Source organism: Tractidigestivibacter montrealensis (assembly GCF_024741235.1).
Taxonomy (GTDB): Bacteria; Actinomycetota; Coriobacteriia; order Coriobacteriales; family Atopobiaceae; genus Tractidigestivibacter; species Tractidigestivibacter montrealensis.
Genome location: NZ_JANSKA010000002.1, coordinates 27,807 through 48,744, shown reverse-complemented (window position 1 = coordinate 48,744; position 20,938 = coordinate 27,807). Strand labels below are relative to the sequence as shown.

Sequence of the window (20,938 nt, the reverse complement as noted above, 5' to 3'; positions counted from 1 at the left end):
CTAGACGGGGTTCTCGCTCGTGCGGGAGATGATGCTCGTGCCGGAGCGACGCGCCAGCGACACCGCCAGGTGGTTGATAGCGTAGTTCACCAGGATGTAGAGAATCGCGACGACAAAGTACACCGAGACAAGCGCGTCGTAGTTAGTGATGAGCACGCGCGCGTTCTGCAGCATATCGGGGAAGCTCACCACGTAGGCGACGGTGGTGTCCTTCACCACAACGACAAGCTGCGAGATGAGCGAGGGGATCACGTAGCGCACGGCCTGCGGGAACACGATCTTCATCGTGACCTTCATCTTGCGCATGCCCAGCGAGTACGCGGCCTCGGACTGCCCCTTGGGAACGGCGTTCATGCCACCGCGGAAGACCTCGGCAAGAACGCCGGAGGCCGCGAGGCCAACCGGCAGCGTGATCATCCAGAACGAGCTCATCTTCACGCCGTAGGTGGGGACCACCAGGAAGAAGAAGTAGATGAGGAGCAGGCTCGGGACGCCACGGAAGAAGTTGATGATCACGCGGCAGATGCCGGAGAGCACGCGAGACGAGCTCATGCGCCCCAGCATGAGAAGGAAGCCCAGCACGATGGCGATAAGGCCCGCCATAAGCGAGACTTCAATGGTGCCCAGGAAGCCCTTACCAAGGAAGATCCACGTGGTAGGCCGCGCGAAGAGCTCCCAGTAGCGCGGGGCGAGCTGCCCCGTCACGTAGAAGCGTCGGACGACAAGGCCAATGCCCACAGCCACAAGCACCAGCGAGACGGCCGTCCAGAAGCGGATGCGCCTGCGGGTACGGGGACCCGGCGCCTCGTACAGCGCATCGCGCATGGAGGTGGAGTTGGTTGCGCTCATCGGACAATCCTCACCTTCTTGTCAATGGCGTTGCCAATGACGCCAATCACAAACGCCGTGCCCGCATACATGAGGGCCGAGATAACAAAGGGCAGGATGCCGCCGACAGTGCGCGTGTTGATGTAAGACACGAGGCCCGTGAGCTCGGGCGGAGAGAGCGGGACCTGGGAGCCAAGGGCCGTGGTGAGCAGAACAGCCACAGCAAGGTTGGTCATGGGCAGCACCGCCGAGCGAAGCGCCTGTGGGATAACTACCAGGCGCAGCATCTTGCCAAATCCCATGCCAAGCGATCGCGCGGCCTCTATCTGCCCCACGCCAATGGTGTTGATGCCGCTCATGAAGTTCTCGGAGCCAAAGGCCGAGGCGACGAGAATCACCGTGACGATCACGCAGAAGCGGTAGTCCATCACGAGCTTGAGGTACGGCAGCGCGTACACCAGGATGATGAGGAGCGAGACGCCGGGGATGTTGCGGAATATCTGCACGTAGAGATCGCCTACCACGCGCAGTGGCTTGATGGGGCTCACGCGGAACACGGTAATGATGAGTGCCAGAAGCATGGCGAAGACAAACGACACGAGCGACATCCACCACGTGCCGAGAAACGCTTGGACGTACATGTCCCCGTACTCAGAAAGAAGCTCCGAGATGCTCAAGGCTCCCCCCCTCTCCAATTACGAACCAAGGCCCCCTGCGCCTTGCGACGCAGAGGGCCCATACCAGACGTTGCCTGGTGTTAGGCGCCAATCGCGGGCGGCTCGGGAACCTTATCGATGCCGGTACGGTCACCGATGCAGATCTTCCACAGCTTAGCCCAGGTGCCCTCGTCCTCGATCTTCTTGAGCCAGGTGTTTACGAAGGTGACCCCGTCGGAGTCGAGCTGCAGGCCAATGCCGTAGGGGTCCTCGGGACCAAAGGAGTCGCCGGCAAGGCGATACTTGCCGGGGTTCTTGACGATGGAGCTCATCTGCATGGTGGCGTCGATGACGTAGGCGTCGACACGACCCTGCTCGAGGGCGGTGCGGGCCTCCTCGTCGGTGGTGAACTCCTGGACGGTCGCGGTGGGCGCATACTCGGAGAGGATACTCGGGCCGGTGGAGCCGGACTGGGCAGCAACGGTCTTGCCGGCAAGGTCATCGACGGAGTTGATGTCCGAGTTGTCGGCAAGCACGAGGATGCCCTGCTGCGTGGAGTAGTACGGACCGGCGAAGGAGATGACCTCCTTGCGCTTGTCGGTGATGGAGTACGTGGCAAAGACGGCGTCGACCTGGTCGTTCTGGAGGACGGACTCGCGCGTGTCCGAGGTCACCTTGGTGAACTCGTACTTGGACTCGTCACCCAGGATGTAGCGGACGAGCAGCTGCGCAAGACCGGCGTCAAAGCCGCGGAGCTTGTTGTCCGTCTCGTCGAGCGAAGCAAAGAGCGTGGAGGTCTGGACGCCGCCCAGACGGAACTTGCCAGCGTCCTTGATCTTCTGGGCCCAGGTGCTCCCGGAAACCGTGGCGTCATCTGCAACATCGCCAGCGGCCAGAAGGCTGTCGAAGGCGTCCTTGTCGATCTGGGTTGAAGCGGTGGAATCAGTGCTCGACGAGGAGCTGCTTGTGGTAGTAGCGGTGGAATCGTTGCTGGTGTCCGTGCAGCCGGCGAGGGCAACAACGCCCGCGGCGGCAACGCTGCCAAGGCCAAGGCGGATAGCCTGGCGACGGCTCACGGAAGTGCTCGAAAGTGACTTCATTAGAGTCTCCCCTCTCTTGGTGGTGCGACAACCCCTCCCCCACCCACCTGAGGGCAGCGCAGACAGGGATGTCTCTCGTTTTCCTAGTGTAGCAATCGGAATTGATACTCCACCACAGGGAATTCCGATAGCCAACCATTTGGAAACCAGATACCAGGACAACTTGAACTTTCTTTCTATACCCCAAAGCAGGCGGCTTACGACCCCTAAAGAAAAATGCAGGGCCGAGAGGCTCGGCCCTGCGAAGCGTTGCGCCGTTCTCGCCGGCTACGCGCGCTGCTGGCGAATCATCCAGATGGTCTTTGAGAGGCTGGCGATGTAGTCATCCATGAGGGCGCTCACCAGGTGGTTGTTCTCCTCGTCTGCGGCGACCTTGATTGCGGTCACCTCGTCGAGAAGCGCCGAGAAGTCTGCAAGGACGATCTCGAAGACCTGAGCGCTGCGCACGGGTGCGTCGTCGCGCTCCTTGATGCTTGCCGTTGAGAGAACCTCTCCCAGGCTTGCGATGGGCTTGCCACCCTGCTGAAGGATGGTCTCTGCCACGTCGTCGACAATGGGGAGCAGGCCATCGTAGAGCTCCTCGAGCTTTGCGTGGACCTGGAAGAAGTCACTGCCCGAGATGTACCAATGCAGGTTCTGGAGCTTGTGGTACTCGACGGTGACGTTGGCGAGAAGGTGGTTAAGCTTGGATTCCATTGTATCCTCCTGTGTCTGTTCTTATTAGTAACTGTTCTTAATTGCTGTTGTTAGTATTCCACCGGAGGAGATCTTCATTATCGAGAATTATTACTATTAGTGTTCTACATATCTTGCACACAAAAAAGGGGAGCCACCTGAAGGCGACTCCCCCATCACGTGCATTTGCTCGACGCTAAACCGATACGAGCAAGAGCTACTCGGCAGCAGGCTCAGCCTCGGCCTCAGCGGCCTCGTCCTTCTCGGCAGGCTTGTCGCTCTCGGGCAGAGGCTTGACCTCGACCTCGGTGCCCAGGGTCTCGGCAGCAGCCTTCATGGACAGGGAGATGCGACGACGGTCGAGGTCGATCTCCATGACCTTCACCTGGACGGTGTCGCCAACCTGGCAGACCTGCGAGGGGGCGTCCACGTGGCTCTTGGCCATCTCGGAGATGTGGACGAGGCCCTCGACGCCCTCGCCGAGGTCAACAAAGGCACCAAAGGTGACGAGCTTGGTGACCTTGCCCTCAACGATGGCTCCCACGGGGTACTTCTTGACGAGCGTGCGCCAAGGATCCTCGGTGGTCTGCTTGAGACCAAGGGAGATGCGCTCGCGGTTGAGGTCGACGTCGAGCACCTGAACCTCGACCTCCTGGCCGACCTTGACGACCTCGGAGGGGTGGTTGACGTGGTTCCAGGAGAGCTCGGAGATGTGAACCAGGCCGTCGATGCCGCCGAGGTCCACGAAGGCGCCAAAGTCCACGATAGAGGACACGGTGCCCTTGAGGCGCATGCCGGGCTTGAGCTTGGAGAGGATCTCCTGGCGCTCGGCCTTGCGGGCCTCCTCGAGCACGACGCGGCGAGAAAGCACGACGTTGTTGCGGTTGCGATCCATCTCGATGACGCGGGCCTCGATGCGGGTGCCGAGGTAGGCGTTAAGGTCCTTCACGCGGCGAAGGTCAACGAGGGAGGCGGGCAGGAAGCCGCGAAGACCGATGTCGAGGATAAGGCCGCCCTTGACGACCTCGATGACCTCGCCCTCGACGGTCTCGCCGGAGTTGAACTTCTCCTCCACGCGGTTCCAGGCACGCTCGTACTCGGCACGCTTCTTGGAGAGGACGAGACGACCCTCCTTGTCCTCCTTCTGAAGGACGAGAGCCTCGATCTGATCGCCCAGCGAGACGACGTCGGCAGGGTTGACGTCCTTGCGGATGGAAAGCTCGCGAGCAGGAATGACGCCCTCAGACTTGTAGCCGATGTCAAGCAGGACCTCGTCGCGCTCGATCTTGACGACGGTTCCGGTGACAAGATCGCCCTCGTCGAAATCGGTAACGGTACCGTCGATGAGGTTGTTCATCTCCTCGTCGGAAATATCATCCAGCGCGAAGATGGACGAGTTCTGAATCTCACTCAAAGGTGGACCCCTCTCGAAACGGGGCCCCGGTCGTCATGGTCTGCGCTTCCGCGCTCGCGCACGAACGCTTAGGCGAACTTACATGCTCTCGGGGGCCGACAGATACGCTGCATGGCGGACGCGCATGCACTGGATAGATTAGCCTGTTCGTAGGCATAATTTCAAGCGTCAGGTGTCTTTTTTTCTAAATGTGCGGGAGCGCCGAGCAGCCATGAGACAAAGGGACAGCCAGAGACAAAGGGACAGTCCCTTTGTCTCATACGCGTGGGGGCGTGCCAGTCAAATGACGGGCGCGCCCCCACGAAGGCATTGCGACTATGCAGGTTCCACTACTAGACCGTGAGGATTGTGGTGAAGTAGCCCACGATGGAAATCGCGAGCATGAGCAGCATGGTCTTGCCGGCAGACCAGTTCTTCTTGACCATGAGCCAGTAGGTCACAAAGGAGATGATCAGCACCGGTAGCTCGGGGAAGATTGAGTCCAGGATGCTTGCGATGTTGATCGTGAGGTCGCCGCTGGTGTAGACGAGGCCAATGTTGAACTTTGCGTACTGCGCGCAGATGGCGCCCACGACGATGAGGCCAACGACCTCGGCGGCACGGGTTACCTTGTCCTTGATGCCGCCCGAGAGCACCAGCTCCGCAGCGTTGGCGCCGGCCTTGACGCCGTAGGAGAAGAGGAACCAGGTGAGTGGCAGCATGATGGCCAGGAAGACCACGATGTAGAAGATTGGGCCGGTGACCTCGCCGTTGGGCGACATGCCCAGAGCAATGGAGAGCAGGATCGGGATCAGCGTGCCGGGGAGCAGCGAGTCACCGATGCCGGCGAAGGGCCCCATGAGCGCGGTCTTGATCGAGTTGATGAACTCAGAAGAGATCTCGTCGTTGCCCTCTGCCTTGCTCGCCTCCATGCCAAGGACGATGCCGGGGACGATGCTGCCCAGGTACGGCTCGGTGTTGAAGAAGACCTCGTGGCGCTCGAGCATCTCCTGCTGCGCCTCTGGGTCGCCAGGGTAGAGGTCCTCGCGGACGTCAGCCAGCATCTTGATGATGGCCGGGCCTTGCATCCTCTCGAAGTTCTGCACGGACAGGTTGTAGAACATCCAGTCCCAGTACGCGCGGCGAATGGCACTCTTGCTAAGCTTCTTGGCGCCGCCCATCTCCTGGTCCTCGGTGGTGATGTCGTTTGCCATGTCTACTCACTCCTCTCAGGGGCAGCAGCGGCGTTGGTGCCGCGGTAGTCGAGGTAGGCAATGCCCAGCGCGAAGATCACGATGGTGACCATGCCGAGCTGGAGCACGGACATGAGCGCAAAGCCAACGCAGAAGAGGATGAGGTCGACGTCACGCTTGCAAATCATGCGCATGAGGAGCATGAAGCCGACGAGCGGCAGCATGTTGGCGAAGATCTGGAGGATGTCGGTCACCTGGACGGGAAGGGCGTTAACAAGCGCGGTGATGAGGTCCTGGCCAAAGAAGTTGATGAGAAGAATCGGGAAGAAGCGCAGCACGAAGTTGGTGATCTGGCCAACGAGGGGAATGCGAGCGGCGGCGTCGAGCTTACCGGCCTCGACATCGGCGTCCTGCTTGTGGACGAAGTACAGGTTGATGGCGCACAGGCCATAGACGGCGAGAACGCCTAGCGACGACAGCGGCACGGCGAGCGCAAGAGCGTACTCCTTGCCGGCACCGGCGACCATGGCAAGCGGGATGCCAATCCACGCGGCAAAGTTGACGTCGGCGGGCATGGTACCACCGGGGGTCACGAGGCCGATGTAGAGCATCTGGATGGCGGCGCCCATGATGATGCCGGTCTGGACGTCACCAAGGATGATGCCGATGATCATGCCCGAGACCAGCGGTCGACCGATCGTGTACCAGCCTGCGAGGCCTCCTATGAGCACCGGCGAGTAGATGGAGCCCATCCACCCGAACAGTGCCAGGAGCAGTGCCTGTAGAAAACTCATGGCAGTACCTTCCTTTCCTCTGACACCAGGACCTATCCCGCCGTGGCGGGATCTTGCTCAGGCCAAGGTCCGCGCACGGACCCTAGAACCTGTCCTTCACGTCGTCCCACTCGACGACGGGTTGGCTGGGAACCTGCTGGAAGAACACGTGGGCACCCTGGTCCACGACGTCCTTCACCGCCTGCGCCTCGTCGGGCATGAGGTGGGAGGTGAGGGTCACCTCCGTGGTGCCCTTGCGCTTGGACATGGGGCCAACGTTGAGCTCCTTGGGAAGCTCGGGTACCTTCTCCAGCAGACGCTTGTACGTGATGGGAGACTTCATGAGCACGAGCGTGCGAACGTCGTCCCCCATGGCCTTCTCGATGAGCGGCGCCGCGTCGTCCACCGTGTAGACGCCAGCCTTCATGTCGGCCGGGACGGCGGCCTTGAAGACCGAGCGGAGGATCGAGTTGCTCGCCGTGAGGTCGTCGACGACGATGATGCGCTCGATATGGTTGCCCTTCACCACGACGGTCATGCACTGGCCGTGGATGAGGCGGTCGTCGCACCTAACGAGAACTACCATGCTTACCCCTTCCCTTTTCGCGCCTTCGCGCGCGTCATGCCGTGGTTTGGCCACGGCCCCATGACCTGTGCGAACCCGGTCAACCGGTGCACAGGAGCATGCCCCGTACCTGCGCGGTCATGATGCGTGACATCTCCCGCGAGGTCTGGCTCACAACGACGACCCTGGGAAGCTCCCCGGAGACGCTTCCTGCCTTGGCGATGTCTCCCAGGTCGACGGGAACGCCGGCGAGCAGGGCCTCCTCGCCGGAGCCCATCATGAAGATGGCATCTATGGTGAAAAGCGAGGTGAAGATCGAGAGGACGTCGACGAGGCGGTCGACGATCGTGCCCTCGGGCTCGCCGCTGTTGGCGAGGGGTCGGCTTATCTCGGCATACGAGCCGTTTCTCAACGGAAGGCGCTTCCCACCCTGGGCGATGCCCACGAGGACCTCGGAGCCTAGGCTCACGAGCAGGTGGTTCTCGCTCGCCTCCTCCGACTCGTCGTGAAGGATCTTGTACTCCGCACAGTCCTCCGCACGCTGCTCGAAGGTGGGAACCTCGAGGCAGCGCGAGAGTGAGTCCGCAAGGCCACGGACGGCGTCCCAGGAGTCATCGCAGTGAAGAATGCCCACAGCGCGAAGCGTCTTCTCGAACTCCGCGTCAGAACGCGAGAGATGCGCCGCAACCACACGCGGGAGGTCCGCCGGGGCAAAGTCTCCCCCAAGCGAGATGGGCTCGGCGCAGGGCTCGAGCGCCATGTCATACTGGTAGAGCGTGGCACCACAATACGTAAGGCTCACGATGGCAATGCGGCCATAGCTCGCGTTCACCATGACGGGAATACGGCTCCTGCCCTCCGTGCGCACGCGGGTAGTGTCCTCGGCGAGCACGCCCACCGTCATGAGGTAGGCGATGTTGCGCGTCACGGTGGCCGGAGACAGGCCGCTCACCTGCGCGATCTCCACGCGCGAAAGGGGTCCGTGATCGACGATGGCTCGCATGATGCGGGCTCGGTTGGCGTCTGCGGCGTACTCGGTACTGCCCGACATGTCTCCACCTCCAAAGGCTCAATCCATACCCGGAACGTGACCCCTGGCCCGTAGGCCACCGCCGTGCAACTGTTATAGCCGTACTTATTTTCTGCATGAAAATATATAGGTTTCCGGGAGATGAATAGAGGTCTCAACCGCCAGCGGTCAAATAGAAACGTAGGCGACAAAAGCGCCACAAGGCTTAGGCCAATGGGGTTCTCACGAGTAACCTTGCATCGTAAGCCGGGGTTCTGTAGGGTCACATTGGGGTATCAGTGCTCACGGGAAGAGCCCGAGTTAAGGCAAGACGGGGGGTTGACGGCATGATAAAGGCGGTTCTCTTCGACCTCGACGACACCCTGCTCGACATCAACTTCACCGCATTCATGACGCGCTACGTGGCGGGGCTCTCTGGGCTTCTCGGCGACATCTCGCGCACTCCCGCGCCACTCATGGGCGTCCCCTTCACGAGGGGCTACCTTGCCATAGAGAACCGCAGCCGCTCCGACGACCTCACCAACCACCAGGCCTTTAATCGCGAGTTCCGCGCGCTCACAGGCATCCCCCTGGATGACCCCGTGATTGCGGATGCCATCAACTACTACGATCGAGAGATTGTTCCCACCCTGCGTGGCGGCATAGTTGCGGCGCGCCCCCAGCGTGGTGGGCGCAAGACCGTCGACACGGTGCATGAGCTGGGCCTCACCTGCGCACTGGCGACAAACCCGGCCTTCTCGGAAGCCTGCGTCGAGGCGCGCATGGGCTGGGCGGGCCTCTCGCCCGAGGACTTCGTGCTGGTCTCGAACTGGGACAACGCGTATAGACTCAAGCCAAACGCCCGCTTCTACCAGGAGTTTGTGAACGCGCTTGGCCTCACGTGCGACGAGTGTCTCATGGTTGGCAATGACTCACGCCGCGACTTCCCTCACCCCGACTGCGGGCTGCGGACCATCTACGTAGGGCACGCCTGGCCGCGCCGGGCCGTATGGCACGGGCCCATGTCTCGCCTGGCCCGCGAGCTCCCAAACGTCGTCCGGAGGTTTGACGGCGAGGAGACCAACCGGCGTGACATCGCCTCACTCTAGCGCTACCGTTTCCTCCAACCGCGCGCAGAGCAGCGCACGACAACGGCTGGAGGGCCCATGGATTGCAGCACCTACGACACCTATCTCGACATCCTAAGGCGTGAGCTTGTCTGCGCCCTTGGTTGCACCGAGCCCATCGCCGTGGCCTACGTGGCCGCCCTCGCGCGCGACGCGTTGGGTGCCACACCGGAGCACCTCGAGGTCTCCTGCAGCGGCAACATCATCAAGAACGTAAAGAGCGTGACGGTACCCAACTCCGGTGACCAGCGCGGCATAGAGGCCGCAGCAACGCTGGGTGCCGTTGGCGGCGACGCCACGCGAGCGCTCGAGGTGCTTGAGGGCGTGGGCGAGAAGGACCGTCAGCGCACGCGCGAGCTTGTCTCGGCGGGGTTCTGCTCGGTCTCTCTCGCCGAGGGCGTGCCCAACCTCTACGTGCGCGCGGTCGCCACGGGTCAAGGCCACACCGGCGTGGCCTGCGTGGCAGGCCGCCACACCAACGTGGTCGAGCTCTCGCGCGACGGGATGACCGTCAGCGTCGATGGCGTCACGACAAACGAGCAGGACACCTGCGGCGCCGACGGCGAGCCGGAGGAGCCGGGCCTCTCGTCCCTCTCGCTGGAGGGAATCTGGGAGTTTGTACACGAGGTCTACGTCGAGGACATTCGCGAGATGGTCGAGCGCCAGGTGGAGCTCAACGCCGCAATCTCGGACGAGGGGCTGTCGGGCGACTGGGGCGCCCGCATTGGCAAGACGCTCCTGCTCACAAGGCCCGATGACATCTCGTGCCGCGCGCGGGCTGCTGCCGCGGCAGGCTCCGACGCGCGCATGAGCGGCTGCGCCATGCCCGTGGTCATCAATTGCGGAAGCGGCAACCAGGGCATCACCTGCTCGCTGCCGGTTGCGGAATACGCCAGATACCTGCGCGTCCCCCACGACGAGATGCTGCGCGCAGTGGCGCTCTCGGACCTCACGGCCATCCACGCCAAGCGCTTCATTGGCGAGCTCTCGGCGTTCTGCGGCGCGGTGACGGCGGCGACCGGAGCCGGGGCGGCCGTGTGCTACCTGCGCGGGGGCTCCTTTGGGCAGTATCAGGCGACCATTGCGAACACGCTGGCAAACGTGGGCGGCATCGTGTGCGACGGCGCCAAGCCAAGCTGCGCGGCAAAGATTGCGGCAGCGGTGGACGCGGCGATTCTCGGCTGCGACATGGCCCTGGCAAACGTGGACTTTAGGCCTGGCGAGGGGCTTATCGGCGAGACGGCCGAGGAGACCATTCGCTCTATGGGCTACGTGGGCCGCGTTGGCATGCACCCCACCGACGTCGAAATCCTAAACATCATGATTGGCAAAACCGTTTGCTCATGAGACAAAGGGACAGTCCCTTTGTCTCATTCAAGCCCCACCAGGCGATAGCCGGCCTCCTCGACGACCTTGCGGTACGCGTTCTCGTCGATGGGAGACTTTGAGCGCACGTGCGCGCGGCCACCGGCAAGCGAGACCGTGGCCCAGGTGCCGTCGACGGAATCGAGCGCGCGGGTGACGTTCTCCACGCAGTGCTCGCAGCTCATGCCGCCAATTTCAAGATTTGCCTGGTAGGGATAGTGGCTCTCGTCCTTGTCGTCAATCGTGCGCGCACGAAACTGCTTGCCTGCGGACTTCTTGGCGCCGCTGCAGCAGTCGCGCGTACCCGTGGCGGTTCCAACAAAGCGACGGATGGCAATGGCGAGAATCACGACAACGGCCAGGATAAGAACGATGTCGATCGGCTTCACGGGTGCCTCCTCTTGGCGCAGCCGTACTGTCGCTGGGGCATACGTCTACGCGATCATTAGTTAACCAAGGCCAACTATACCACTGAGAAGGACGGACACATCGGACACCCCTGCAGAGGTCGCACGGCGCGATCCCTGCCTCTATACGTCCGCGTCGGAGAAGCCCTCGTCGTCTATAAGCGCATTCCCGTCCGCCGCCGTGGTGGCAAGCTCGTCGCAGCGCTCGTTGAGGTCGTGGCCCGCGTGCCCCTTCACCCACACAAAGCTCACGTCGTGCGGCGCCATGGCCGCAAGCAGCCGGTTCCACAGGTCGACGTTCTTCACCGGCTGCTTCTGAGAGGTCCTCCAACCGCGCCGAATCCACCCGTCGATCCAGTGATCGTTGAAGGCCTTCACCACGTACTGGGAGTCGGAGTGCAACTCAACGCTGCATGGCCTGGTGAGCGCCTCCAGCGCGGCGATTGCCCCCATGAGCTCCATGCGGTTGTTCGTCGTGCGCCGATACCCCTGCGAGAGCTCGCGCTTGTGCGTCTGACCTGCAGGATCGGTGTAGAGAAGCACGGTACCAAAGCCGCCCGGGCCGGGATTTCCCCTGGAAGAGCCGTCAGAGTATGCCACCACGCGCATCCGCGTCTGTCTCTGTGCCACGCTACCCCCTACTTCGCGTCTGCCCACGTGGCACCGGAAGAGACCTCGGCGATGAGCGGCACCTTGAGCTGCGCCACGCCCTCCATGGTCTCCTTGACCAGCGCGGACGCTGCGTCAATCTCGTCAACGGGCACCTCGAGGTCCAACTCGTCGTGAATCTGCAGTACGAGCTTGGACTTGAGGCCCTCATCGGCCAGGCGCTTCTCGACGCGAACCATGGCAATCTTGATGACGTCTGCCGCCGTGCCCTGCATGGGGTGGTTCATCGCCGTACGCTCGCCAAAGGCCACCAGCTGCTTGTTCCTCTGCTGGAACTCACGGATGTGGCGCTTGCGGCCGTACATGGTGATGGCATAGCCGTGCTCGTGCGCAAAGGCAACAGACTGGTCAAGGTAGGCGCGGACGCCGGGATACGCCTCGAAGTAGCGATCGATCATCTGCTGCGCCTCGGCTCGCGGAATCTTGAGCGAGGTGGCAAGACCATACGCCTGCTGCCCGTAGACAATGCCAAAGTTCACGGCCTTGGCGCGACTGCGCAGCTGAGGCGTGACCTCCTCGACGGGAACGCCAAAGACGCGCGCGGCGGTCGCGGCGTGGAAGTCCGCGCCCTCGTTGAACGCCGCAATCAGGTGCTCGTCGCCGGAGAGGTGCGCAAGCAGCCTCAGCTCGATCTGCGAGTAGTCGCAGGCGAGAAAAACGGAGCCCTCGGGCACCGTGAAGGCGGTGCGCACGCGATGCCCCAGCTCAGAGCGGGTGGGGATGTTCTGGAGGTTGGGGTCGGAGCTCGACAGGCGCCCCGTGGCCGCCACCGTCTGATTGAACGTGGTGTGAATGCGATGGTCTCCCTTGATAAGCGCCGGCAGCGCGTCGAGGTAGGTCGACTTGATCTTGGCACGCTCACGGTACTCCAGCACCTTGGCCACCAGCTCGTCCGTCTGAGCGAGGTCGGCGAGGACCTTGGCGTTTGTCGAGTAGAAGCCCCGCTTGGTGCGCTTCATGCCAAACGTGGGCAGCTTGCGCACGTCAAACAGGATGTGCGAAAGCTGCTGCGGCGAGTCGATGTTGAAGTCCTCCCCCGCCATGGCATGGATGTCCGAGGCCATCTGGTCGATCTCGGCGCCCAGCTCGGCGGACTGACGTGCGAGAATCGCGGGGTCAACGGAGAGACCCACGCGCTCCATCTGCGCAAGCACCGGCAAGAGCGGCATCTCTATCTTGTCCATGACGTCCGCGGACCCGTCGTTGGCAAGGCGCTGCGCGAGCACCGGCACCAACAGGCGCGAGGCAACGGCCTCGACAGCGGCAGTAGGGGCCACGTCCTCCTCCGGAAGTGCAGACGAGAGGAACTGCTCCGCCAGGCCTCGCACCTCAAAGGAGGAGCGGTCGGATTCCAGCAGGTAGGCAGCAACGCCCACGTCGAAGATGCGATCCGGGGCAACGCTTCCGGCTGCCATGGTCTCGGGCAGTGACGAGTCGACCGGCGAGAGGCGGTGGAAGAGTGCCTTGACGTCGCCCGAGGCCACGTGGCCCTCTGCGAACGCCAGTCTGAGCGCGGCGTCCGCGGAATCGCCGGCAAAGCGCAGAAGCACGTCGTCGGCAACGGAAACCCACAGCGTGTAGCCCTGCGAGAACAGCGTGCCTACGGACGGGTCCTCCTCAACGGCGCAGCCAAGCCAGGCTCCAGCCTTGGCGGCGTCCTCGAGCGCAGCGGTAGCGGCGTCATCCTCGAGCGGCTTAGGCACCAGGACGACGGCCGGAACGGCGGGGGCTGGGGCAGCCGCGGCATCTGCCGCGGCGTTCTGCTCGCCTGCGGCCGTCGCGTGCGGGGCACCTCCGCCAAGGCGGGCCAGCCTGCCCGTGAGCCCCGTGAAGCCAAGCGCCGAGAAGGCCTTGGTGACCTCGGTAGGATCGAAGGTGGGGAACTTGGCGTCGGAGAGCTCGATGTCGATGGGGGCGTCGGTGCGGATGGTCGCGATCTCGCGGGAGAGCAAAGCATCGTCTACGTGCGCGCGGAGGTTCTCGCCCATTTTGCCCTTGACCTCGTCAGCATGGGCAATGACCTCATCGAGGTTACCGTACTTCACGATGAGAGCGGCTGCCTTCTTGGGGCCAATGCCCGGCACGCCGGGGATGTTGTCCGAGGTATCGCCCTTGAGGCCGTAGAAGTCCGGCACCAGCTCAGGAGTGATGCCGTGATAGAGGTCGTCAACGCTCTCGGGGGTCATGATCTGAACCTCGGAGACGCCCTTCTTGGTAGAGACGATCTTCACGTGCTCTGTAGCCAACTGGTACATATCGCGATCGCCGGTGAAGAGGAGCATGTCATAGCCGGCCACCTCGCCGCGCCGGGCCAGGGTGCCCAGGATGTCATCGCCCTCCCAACCCTCGAGCTCGCAGACCGGCACGTCGAGCACGCGGAGCAAATCCTTCACCATGGGGAACTGCTCATGAAGTGCCTCATCCATGGGCGGACGCTGAGCCTTGTATTGGGGGAGCTTCTCCATGCGCACCTTGGGCTTGCCCTTGTCGAAGGCGCAGATGACGCCGTCAGGACGGAAGGTCTCGACCATCTTGATGAACATGTTGAAGAACCCAAAGAGGGCGTTGGTCGAGCGGCCATCCGGCGCGGTCATGGGCTGCATGATGGCGTGGTAGGCGCGATGCATGAGCGAGTTTCCGTCAATGACGGCTATGGTTCGGCTCGCTGCGGACGTGGTGGTCGTGACCGCGGTGGTGGATTCTGGCATGAGTCTGTCCCCTCTCGTGTTGACCAACCTATTCTACCGAGGAGCCAGACGGAATTGGCTACCGCTGCACGATGAGCGAGAGGTACCCACAGCTTCGCAGACGCTGGGAGGTCAAACGGCAGACCAGGAGGCGCTCGATGAACGATGGGCGGGTCATCATGCATCGAACTGCCCTACCTTGCACAATTTTTCGGTCCTGTGCGCCGAACTGGCCTTCGTTACACGTACTTTTGGCAGGTCTCCGAGTGTCGCAATTCGATTGGCACTACATGTTGTATGAATTTGCATGCATTAAACTACATGTAGTAATCGCTACTTGGCCTACCCTTGAAATCAGATGTAACGAAGGCCAGTTCGGCGCAAAAACGCGCGATTATGTGTGAAGGGCACTTCGGCGCAATCTTTGAGCGATAGCGCCACCCCCAGAGGCACCCGGCGCACGTCGCGCCGGTCCTCGCCAGTCGCGTACGTCTTCCCCGTCCCCCAACCTTCCCCTCCTCGAAATTGCGTAGAAACAAGCTCTTCCAGCTTTGGGAAACAAAGCCACGGTACAGTGGTGTGCGTACAAGGGCGCCAGACGGGCAGCAACCCTCGCCTCGGTGCCTCCGGGAAAGTTCAGGGACAGGAGAAGAGGCAGTATGGCAACAGACAAGGTCTCAGAGGAATACGGGAGCCTGCTGTTCACCGACAAGGACATGCAGGAGCGTCTCCCCAAGCCGACCTACAAGAAGCTCATGCAGGTCATCAAGGAGGGCGCGCCCCTCGATATCGACATCGCCAACGAGGTCGCCCACGCAATGAAGGAATGGGCTCTCGAGAAGGGCGCCACGCACTACACCCACTGGTTCCAGCCGCTGACGGGCATCACGTCCGAGAAGCACGACAGCTTCATCTCCCCCAAGGGCGACGGCTCCGTGCTCATGACCTTCTCCGGCAAGGAGCTGGTCCAGGGCGAGCCCGACGCCTCGAGCTTCCCCTCCGGCGGCCTGCGCGCCACCTTCGAGGCCCGCGGCTACACCGTGTGGGATCCCACCAGCCCCGCCTTCATCAAGGACGAGGTACTCTGCATCCCCACCGCCTTCATCAGCTACACCGGCGAGGCGCTCGACAAGAAGACCCCGCTGCTTCGCTCCGAGGTTGCCCTCGAGAAGCAGGCCAAGCGCCTGCTGGCGCTTTTTGGCCAGAAGCCGCACCGCGTCTACACCACCATTGGCCCGGAGCAGGAGTACTTCCTCATCAAGGAGGAGGACTACCAGGCCCGCCCCGACCTCATCCTCACCGGCCGCACGCTCTTTGGCTGCGAGCCCGCCAAGGGCCAGGAGCTCGAGGAGCACTACTTCGGCGCCATTCGCCCAACGGTCAACGAGTTCATGAAGGAACTCGACGACGAGCTCTGGAAGCTCGGCATTCCCGCCAAGACCAAGCACAACGAGGTCGCGCCGTGCCAGCACGAGCTTGCCCCCATCTTCGAGAGAGGTTCACTCGCAATCGACGATAACCTTCTCACCATGGAGAAGATGAAGCTCATCGCTTCTCACCATGGCCTGGTGTGCCTGCAGCACGAGAAGCCCTTCGACTACGTGAACGGCTCCGGAAAGCACAATAACTGGTCGCTGTGCGCCGACAACAAGAACCTCCTCGAGCCGGGTGACGACCCGCAGGACAACCTGCAGTTCCTGGTCTTCCTGGCCTGCCTGGTTGCTGCCGTTGATGACCACGCCGACCTGCTACGCATGTCCGTGGCCTCTGCCGGTAACGACCACCGCCTCGGCGCCAACGAGGCGCCCCCGGCGATCATCTCCGTCTTCCTGGGCGACGCCCTCACGCCTATCGTTGAGGCGCTCGTGAAGAAGGAGCAGCCCGAGGCCCACGATCGTGAGTCCATCGATCTGGGCGTCCCGCAGCTGCCCGAGGTCCTGCGCGACAACACCGACCGCAACCGCACTTCCCCGTTCGCCTTCACCGGCAACAAGTTCGAGTTCCGTATGTGCGGCAGCCAGCAGAACCTCTCTGACCCCAACGTCATCCTCAACACCGCTGTCGCAGAGCAGTGCGAGCGCTTCGTGGACTACGTTGCCGATCGTGCCGACGAGGACTTCACCACCGTCGCCATGCGCTTCGTGCGCCACACCTTCCGCGATCACCAGCGCATCCTCTTCGACGGCAACGGCTACTCCGAGGAGTGGGAGGCCGAGGCAGCTCGACGTGGCCTGCCCAACCTTAAGACCACGCCGGATGCCCTTCCCGCGCTGGTCAAGCCCGAGAACATCAAGTTCTTCGAGAAGTACGGCGTCCTCAGCGAGACCGAGGTCCATGCCCGCTACGTGGCAAAGGCCGAGCAGTACGCAAAGCTGCTCAACATCGAGGCCAACACCATGGTCTACATGACGCGCCACATGTACCTACCCGCCCTCTTCGACTACTCCGGCGACATCGCCACGAGCGTCGCGACCAAGGCCGAGCTGGGCATTGACGCCAAGGCCGAGAAGAAGATGGTGAACGTCCTCACCGACGGCATCAACTCCATCTCCGACGCCGTGGATGACCTTGAGGCCAAGAACGCCCAGGCCAAGAATCTCGAGGACCCGCAGGCTGCCGACGATTGCTACCGCGATGTCGTCATCCCCGCGATGACCGCGCTGCGCACCGCCGTCGACGACATGGAGAAGGTCTGCGGCCACGATTACTGGCCAGTCCCGAGCTACAACAAGATGCTGTTCTACGTGTAAACACGAGCGGCAGCGAGTAATGAACGAGGCCCCGTCGCAATTTGAGTTGCGGCGGGGCTTCTCGTTCTCTCGTTGTTATCGCAATCGACGGCTGCAGCGTCGGGTCCCCGGACCCCCAGCATGACCTCGAATACTCCAGGCTGACGCTATGGTCACGTGCGGAGCAGTATTCTCTAGTCGGTTGTTCGCGCAACGAGGCCCTATGCGTCTGAAAAAACTCCCCCTACGCGCGGTGCTCGCTTGGCATACGCACTCCGTCCACAATGCGCACGATGCCACAGTAGACCAGCGCAATGCCGCAGATGACCATGGTCGTGTCAGCAAAGAGACCAGGCGAGAACAGCACCAGCACACCCAGCACGATGGCGAGAATGGCACCCACCTTGGCGGTTCCAGCCCTCGGCAGGCCAAGCGCCTGCAAGGCATTTGCGCCGTACAGGGAGTTGAGGCCGGAGACCAGGATGAAGATGCCCAGCAGGATGAAGATCCACGTCACAAAGAAGCCTGGGATGTTCACCAGAAGGATGCCAAAGAGCAGCTCGACGATACCGGCGTAGAGGTCGGCAGTCGAGAGAATCACGCTCCAGCGCGTGAGCGCGCTCGCCAGAGAGACAATGCCCATGACAACCAGCACCCATCCAAGCATGACGGTGATCGTAAGCATGGCGGATTGCGGGTTGGTGAAGAGAATGATGCCCATAGCCGCCAGCGCAACGCCAGAGACGATGGTTCCCAACTTAGTACTCGCAAACTTCTGGTCCATGGTATGCCTCCAGACGCGCTAACAAACTGACACACTCTGCTCATACCCAACGGAAGCGCCAGCCAATACAAAAAAAGCGGGTGCCCCCACGCGATAGCGCAGTGAGCACCCGCCAATGAGACAAAGGGACTGTCCCTTTGTCTCATAGTGCGTGAACGTCGCCTTTTGTGAAGCTCACAAAGGCATCGTCGCCCACCTCGTAGATCTTGTGGGTCTTGGGGTTGAAGTCCTGAATCTTGACAAGGGTGTTGCCTACCATGACCTGGTAGTTCTGGTAGCTGCCCATGAAGCGCGAGAGCGTGACCTTGCAGTGGAGGACGCCCTCGTCAGCGAGGGTGGCCGCCTCGGGACGCAGCACCAGGGTGATGTCATCGCCCACGCTGTGGGCGGAAACGCCGTCAACCTCAACGCCGTGCCCCTCGATGGTCGCGACACCGGTGTCACCCTCCTTCTCGGCAAGCTTGCCACGCAGGAAGTTGGACTCGCCAATGAAGTCGGCCACAAACTCGTCGACGGGACGATAGTAGACGGCGTGCGGGTCGCCAACCTGGTCGATGACGCCGCGCTTCATGACAATGATCCTGTCGGCGATGGCCATGGCCTCGGACTGGTCGTGCGTGACGTAAACGGCCGTGATGCCCGCCTCCTGCTGGATGCGGCGCACCTCGGTGCGCATCTCAACGCGAAGCTTGGCGTCAAGGTTCGAGAGGGGCTCGTCGAAGAGCAGGACCGAGGGCTCGATGACCAGGGCACGCGCCAGCGCAACGCGCTGCTGCTGGCCGCCCGAGAGCTGGTTGGTCATACGGTCTTCCATGCCCTCTAGGCCAACCATGCCCAGGATGCGGGTGACCTTCTCGCGTATCTCCTCAGCGGGGAGCTTGCGAATCTTGAGGCCATACGCCACGTTGTCGAAGATGTTGTAGTGCGGGAGTAGGGCATAGCTCTGGAAGACCATGGCCGTGTCGCGCTTGTTGGGGGTAAGGTCGTTGATGGGTTCGCCGCCCAGGTAGATCTGTCCCTCGTCCGGGCTCTCGAAACCAGCGATCATGCGCAGGATGGTGGTCTTACCGCAGCCAGAGGGGCCGAGCAGCGTCACGAACTCACCGGGCGCTATCTCCAGGTTGGCGTCGTGGACGGCGTAGAAGTCCTTCTTTGTCTTGGGGTCCTGATAGATCTTGGAGATGTGCTCAAGGCGCACACCCTTCTTCTCCTTGGCCATGGGTTACTCCCCCTCGCTCTGGGCGTTGATCTTTGCGCTGGTGCCAAAGTGCTTGATGAAGACATTCATGAGCACGACGGCCGCGTACGTGATGATGATGAGGATCGTGGCAAAGGCGCAGGCAATGCCATAGGCGCCCTTCTCGGCGTACTCGTTGATCTGCACGGTGATCATGAGCGTCTGCGGCGTGACCAGCAGGATGACCGCCGAGATTGCCGTGATGGAGCGCACAAAGGCGGTGACGAGGCCAGAGAGGAACGAGTCCTTGATGAGCGGCAGCGTCACGGTCATGAAGACCTGGAAGCTGTTGGCGCCCATGTCGTAGGCGGATTCCTCAATGGACTTGTCGATCTGGCGCAGCGCCGAGATGCCCGAGCGCGTACCGGTTGGCAGCGACCTCACGATGAACACGATGACGAGAATGGCCGCCGTTCCGTAGAGCCCCTGCATAAACCCGGAGTGGAAGACGCCGCTCGAGAAGCCGCGGATGAAGCCGACGCCCAGGACGGTGCCGGGTACGGCCATGGCGAGCATGGAGACAAACTCGATGAAGCCGCGGCCGGGGAAGCGCCGCTTCACCACGAGGTAGGCGATGACCATCGAGAGCAGGGCCGTAAGCGGTGCCGCAATGAGCGACAGGCCAAACGAGTCGGCAAAGGCCTCGAAGCCGTGGTGGAGGGTAAAGACCTGGATGAACCACTTGGGCGTGAGAGAGTAGTCATAGCCCCACGTCTTGAACAGTGCGCCAAATGGCACGCACACGTAGAGCGCCACAACAAAGATGGCGACGGCATCGCACAGGACGGAAAGCGGGATGCGCACGGAGTTGTCGGCGATGAGCATGCGACCGCGCGCGGCTTTGCCCGTGAGGGTAGCCGTGCTCTTGCGCTCGAGCACGTACTTCTGAACGATGAACATAATGAGCGTTATGCCGAGAAGCACGCACGACATGGCCGAGGCGCCCTGCTTGTCATAGGCGCCCGTGATCTGCAGGTAGATGGACGTAGCGAGCGTGTCATAGGAGCCACCGATGATCATGGGGTTCGCAAAATCGGCGATGGACTCCATGAAGGAGACGAGAAACGCGTTGCCCATGCCCGGCAGGATGAGCGGCAGTGTGACGCTGGTGAAGACCTTCCAGCGAGAGGCGCCCATGTCGCGCGCAGCCTCCTCAAGGGAGGGGTCGATGTTTCTCAGCAGTCCCCTGAACATCATGTAGCACACGGGGAAGAACGTGAGCGTCTGCACGAGGGCAATGCCCCAGAAGCCGTAGACGTTGTTGTCATAGATTCCCAGAAGCGTGCGGGTGATGAGGCCCGCCTTGCCAAAAAGCAGGATTACCGAAAGCGACAGCACAAACGGCGGAGAGACCACGGGGAGCATGGAGACGAGCTTGAAGAGCCCGCTCATGAAGCGCGACTTGAGGTTAACGTACACCTCGACGTAGGCAAAGAGCAGGCCGATGAGCGTGGCCACTATGCCTACGAAGAGCCCCAGGACCAGCGTGTTGCTGATGGCCGTCTCGAAGGACGGCATCGCCAGCACGCGCTGGAACACGGAAAGCGTGGGGCCGCTCTCCCCTACCACGGCATCGACGAGCAGGATTGCCAGCGGATATAGGATGAATAGGGTCAAGAACACGATCAGGACGATGATCGTGGTGACCAGTATTGGATCTGCCAGCAACTTCTTCTGGTCCAGCCGAGCACTCTGACCTCGTGCCATGGCATCTCTCCTCTCGCTTGACGCACTCCGCCCC

At 62.1% G+C, this 20,938-nt stretch carries 18 protein-coding genes; 3 read left to right on the top strand and 15 right to left on the bottom strand.

Annotated elements, in window-relative coordinates; genetic code table 11:
• The 9 genes from NVS32_RS03365 to NVS32_RS03325 all read right to left on the bottom strand — a co-directional run bounded on the left by NVS32_RS03365 (window position 1) and on the right by NVS32_RS03325 (window position 8,234).
• Window positions 1-849: an amino acid ABC transporter permease gene (locus NVS32_RS03365; protein WP_258498669.1), complete on the bottom strand. Its 849-nt coding sequence runs from the start codon at window positions 847-849 to the stop codon at window positions 1-3.
• Window positions 846-1,505 carry an amino acid ABC transporter permease gene (locus tag NVS32_RS03360; RefSeq protein ID WP_258498668.1) on the bottom strand — a complete coding sequence of 220 codons (660 nt, stop codon included), beginning with the start codon at window positions 1,503-1,505 and terminating at the stop codon, window positions 846-848. Before NVS32_RS03360 ends, NVS32_RS03365 begins: the two co-directional genes overlap by 4 nt.
• Window positions 1,506-1,585: 80 nt before the next feature.
• Complete coding sequence (locus NVS32_RS03355) at window positions 1,586-2,584, bottom strand: glutamate ABC transporter substrate-binding protein (RefSeq protein WP_258498667.1); 999 nt, start codon at window positions 2,582-2,584, stop codon at window positions 1,586-1,588.
• 267 nt (window positions 2,585-2,851) lie between these two features.
• Window positions 2,852-3,280 carry a Dps family protein gene (locus tag NVS32_RS03350; protein WP_258498666.1) on the bottom strand — a complete coding sequence of 143 codons (429 nt, stop codon included), beginning with the start codon at window positions 3,278-3,280 and terminating at the stop codon, window positions 2,852-2,854.
• 196 nt (window positions 3,281-3,476) lie between these two features.
• Window positions 3,477-4,673, bottom strand: a complete 1,197-nt coding sequence (gene rpsA / locus NVS32_RS03345) for a 30S ribosomal protein S1 (RefSeq protein ID WP_258498665.1) — start codon at window positions 4,671-4,673, stop codon at window positions 3,477-3,479.
• Window positions 4,674-5,005: 332 nt separating this feature from the next.
• Window positions 5,006-5,866, bottom strand: a complete 861-nt coding sequence (locus tag NVS32_RS03340; protein ID WP_233516485.1) for a PTS system mannose/fructose/sorbose family transporter subunit IID — start codon at window positions 5,864-5,866, stop codon at window positions 5,006-5,008.
• 2 nt (window positions 5,867-5,868) lie between these two features.
• Complete coding sequence (locus NVS32_RS03335; RefSeq protein WP_117651526.1) at window positions 5,869-6,639, bottom strand: PTS mannose/fructose/sorbose/N-acetylgalactosamine transporter subunit IIC; 771 nt, start codon at window positions 6,637-6,639, stop codon at window positions 5,869-5,871.
• A gap of 82 nt (window positions 6,640-6,721) precedes the next feature.
• Window positions 6,722-7,204 carry a PTS sugar transporter subunit IIB gene (locus NVS32_RS03330; RefSeq protein WP_258498664.1) on the bottom strand — a complete coding sequence of 161 codons (483 nt, stop codon included), beginning with the start codon at window positions 7,202-7,204 and terminating at the stop codon, window positions 6,722-6,724.
• A 79-nt stretch (window positions 7,205-7,283) separates the two neighbouring features.
• Window positions 7,284-8,234 carry a winged helix-turn-helix transcriptional regulator gene (locus tag NVS32_RS03325; protein ID WP_258498663.1) on the bottom strand — a complete coding sequence of 317 codons (951 nt, stop codon included), beginning with the start codon at window positions 8,232-8,234 and terminating at the stop codon, window positions 7,284-7,286.
• Between the two features lie 305 nt (window positions 8,235-8,539).
• Between NVS32_RS03325 and NVS32_RS03320 the strand changes: the two genes are divergently transcribed.
• Window positions 8,540-9,301 carry an HAD family hydrolase gene (locus NVS32_RS03320; protein WP_117651529.1) on the top strand — a complete coding sequence of 254 codons (762 nt, stop codon included), beginning with the start codon at window positions 8,540-8,542 and terminating at the stop codon, window positions 9,299-9,301.
• A gap of 57 nt (window positions 9,302-9,358) precedes the next feature.
• Complete coding sequence (locus tag NVS32_RS03315) at window positions 9,359-10,666, top strand: L-cysteine desulfidase family protein (RefSeq protein ID WP_258498662.1); 1,308 nt, start codon at window positions 9,359-9,361, stop codon at window positions 10,664-10,666.
• A gap of 23 nt (window positions 10,667-10,689) precedes the next feature.
• On the opposite strand, the gene NVS32_RS03310 is transcribed toward NVS32_RS03315, so the two are convergent.
• From NVS32_RS03310 to polA, 3 genes are all read right to left on the bottom strand, one after another.
• Window positions 10,690-11,073 carry a heavy-metal-associated domain-containing protein gene (locus NVS32_RS03310; RefSeq protein WP_117651531.1) on the bottom strand — a complete coding sequence of 128 codons (384 nt, stop codon included), beginning with the start codon at window positions 11,071-11,073 and terminating at the stop codon, window positions 10,690-10,692.
• Window positions 11,074-11,214: 141 nt separating this feature from the next.
• Window positions 11,215-11,700, bottom strand: coding sequence for a ribonuclease HI (gene rnhA / locus NVS32_RS03305; RefSeq protein WP_117651532.1), 486 nt, complete (start codon window positions 11,698-11,700; stop codon window positions 11,215-11,217).
• 29 nt (window positions 11,701-11,729) lie between these two features.
• Entirely contained in the window at window positions 11,730-14,468 is a 2,739-nt protein-coding gene (gene polA, locus NVS32_RS03300) for a DNA polymerase I (RefSeq protein ID WP_258498659.1), read from the bottom strand.
• A 638-nt stretch (window positions 14,469-15,106) separates the two neighbouring features.
• Between polA and NVS32_RS03295 the strand changes: the two genes are divergently transcribed.
• Window positions 15,107-17,197, top strand: a complete 2,091-nt coding sequence (locus tag NVS32_RS03295; RefSeq protein WP_258498658.1) for a glutamine synthetase III family protein — start codon at window positions 15,107-15,109, stop codon at window positions 17,195-17,197.
• Window positions 17,198-17,420: 223 nt separating this feature from the next.
• Here the strand turns inward: NVS32_RS03295 and NVS32_RS03290 are convergent, their stop codons facing one another.
• The 3 genes from NVS32_RS03290 to NVS32_RS03280 form a co-directional block, all read right to left on the bottom strand.
• Window positions 17,421-17,960, bottom strand: a complete 540-nt coding sequence (locus NVS32_RS03290) for an HdeD family acid-resistance protein (protein WP_117651535.1) — start codon at window positions 17,958-17,960, stop codon at window positions 17,421-17,423.
• 142 nt (window positions 17,961-18,102) lie between these two features.
• Window positions 18,103-19,179: an ABC transporter ATP-binding protein gene (locus NVS32_RS03285; protein ID WP_117651536.1), complete on the bottom strand. Its 1,077-nt coding sequence runs from the start codon at window positions 19,177-19,179 to the stop codon at window positions 18,103-18,105.
• Between the two features lie 3 nt (window positions 19,180-19,182).
• The gene (locus NVS32_RS03280; RefSeq protein WP_258498655.1) at window positions 19,183-20,904 is read right to left on the bottom strand and encodes an ABC transporter permease; all 1,722 of its coding nucleotides are present in this window, start codon (window positions 20,902-20,904) and stop codon (window positions 19,183-19,185) included.
• Between the last annotated feature and the right edge of the window lie 34 nt (window positions 20,905-20,938).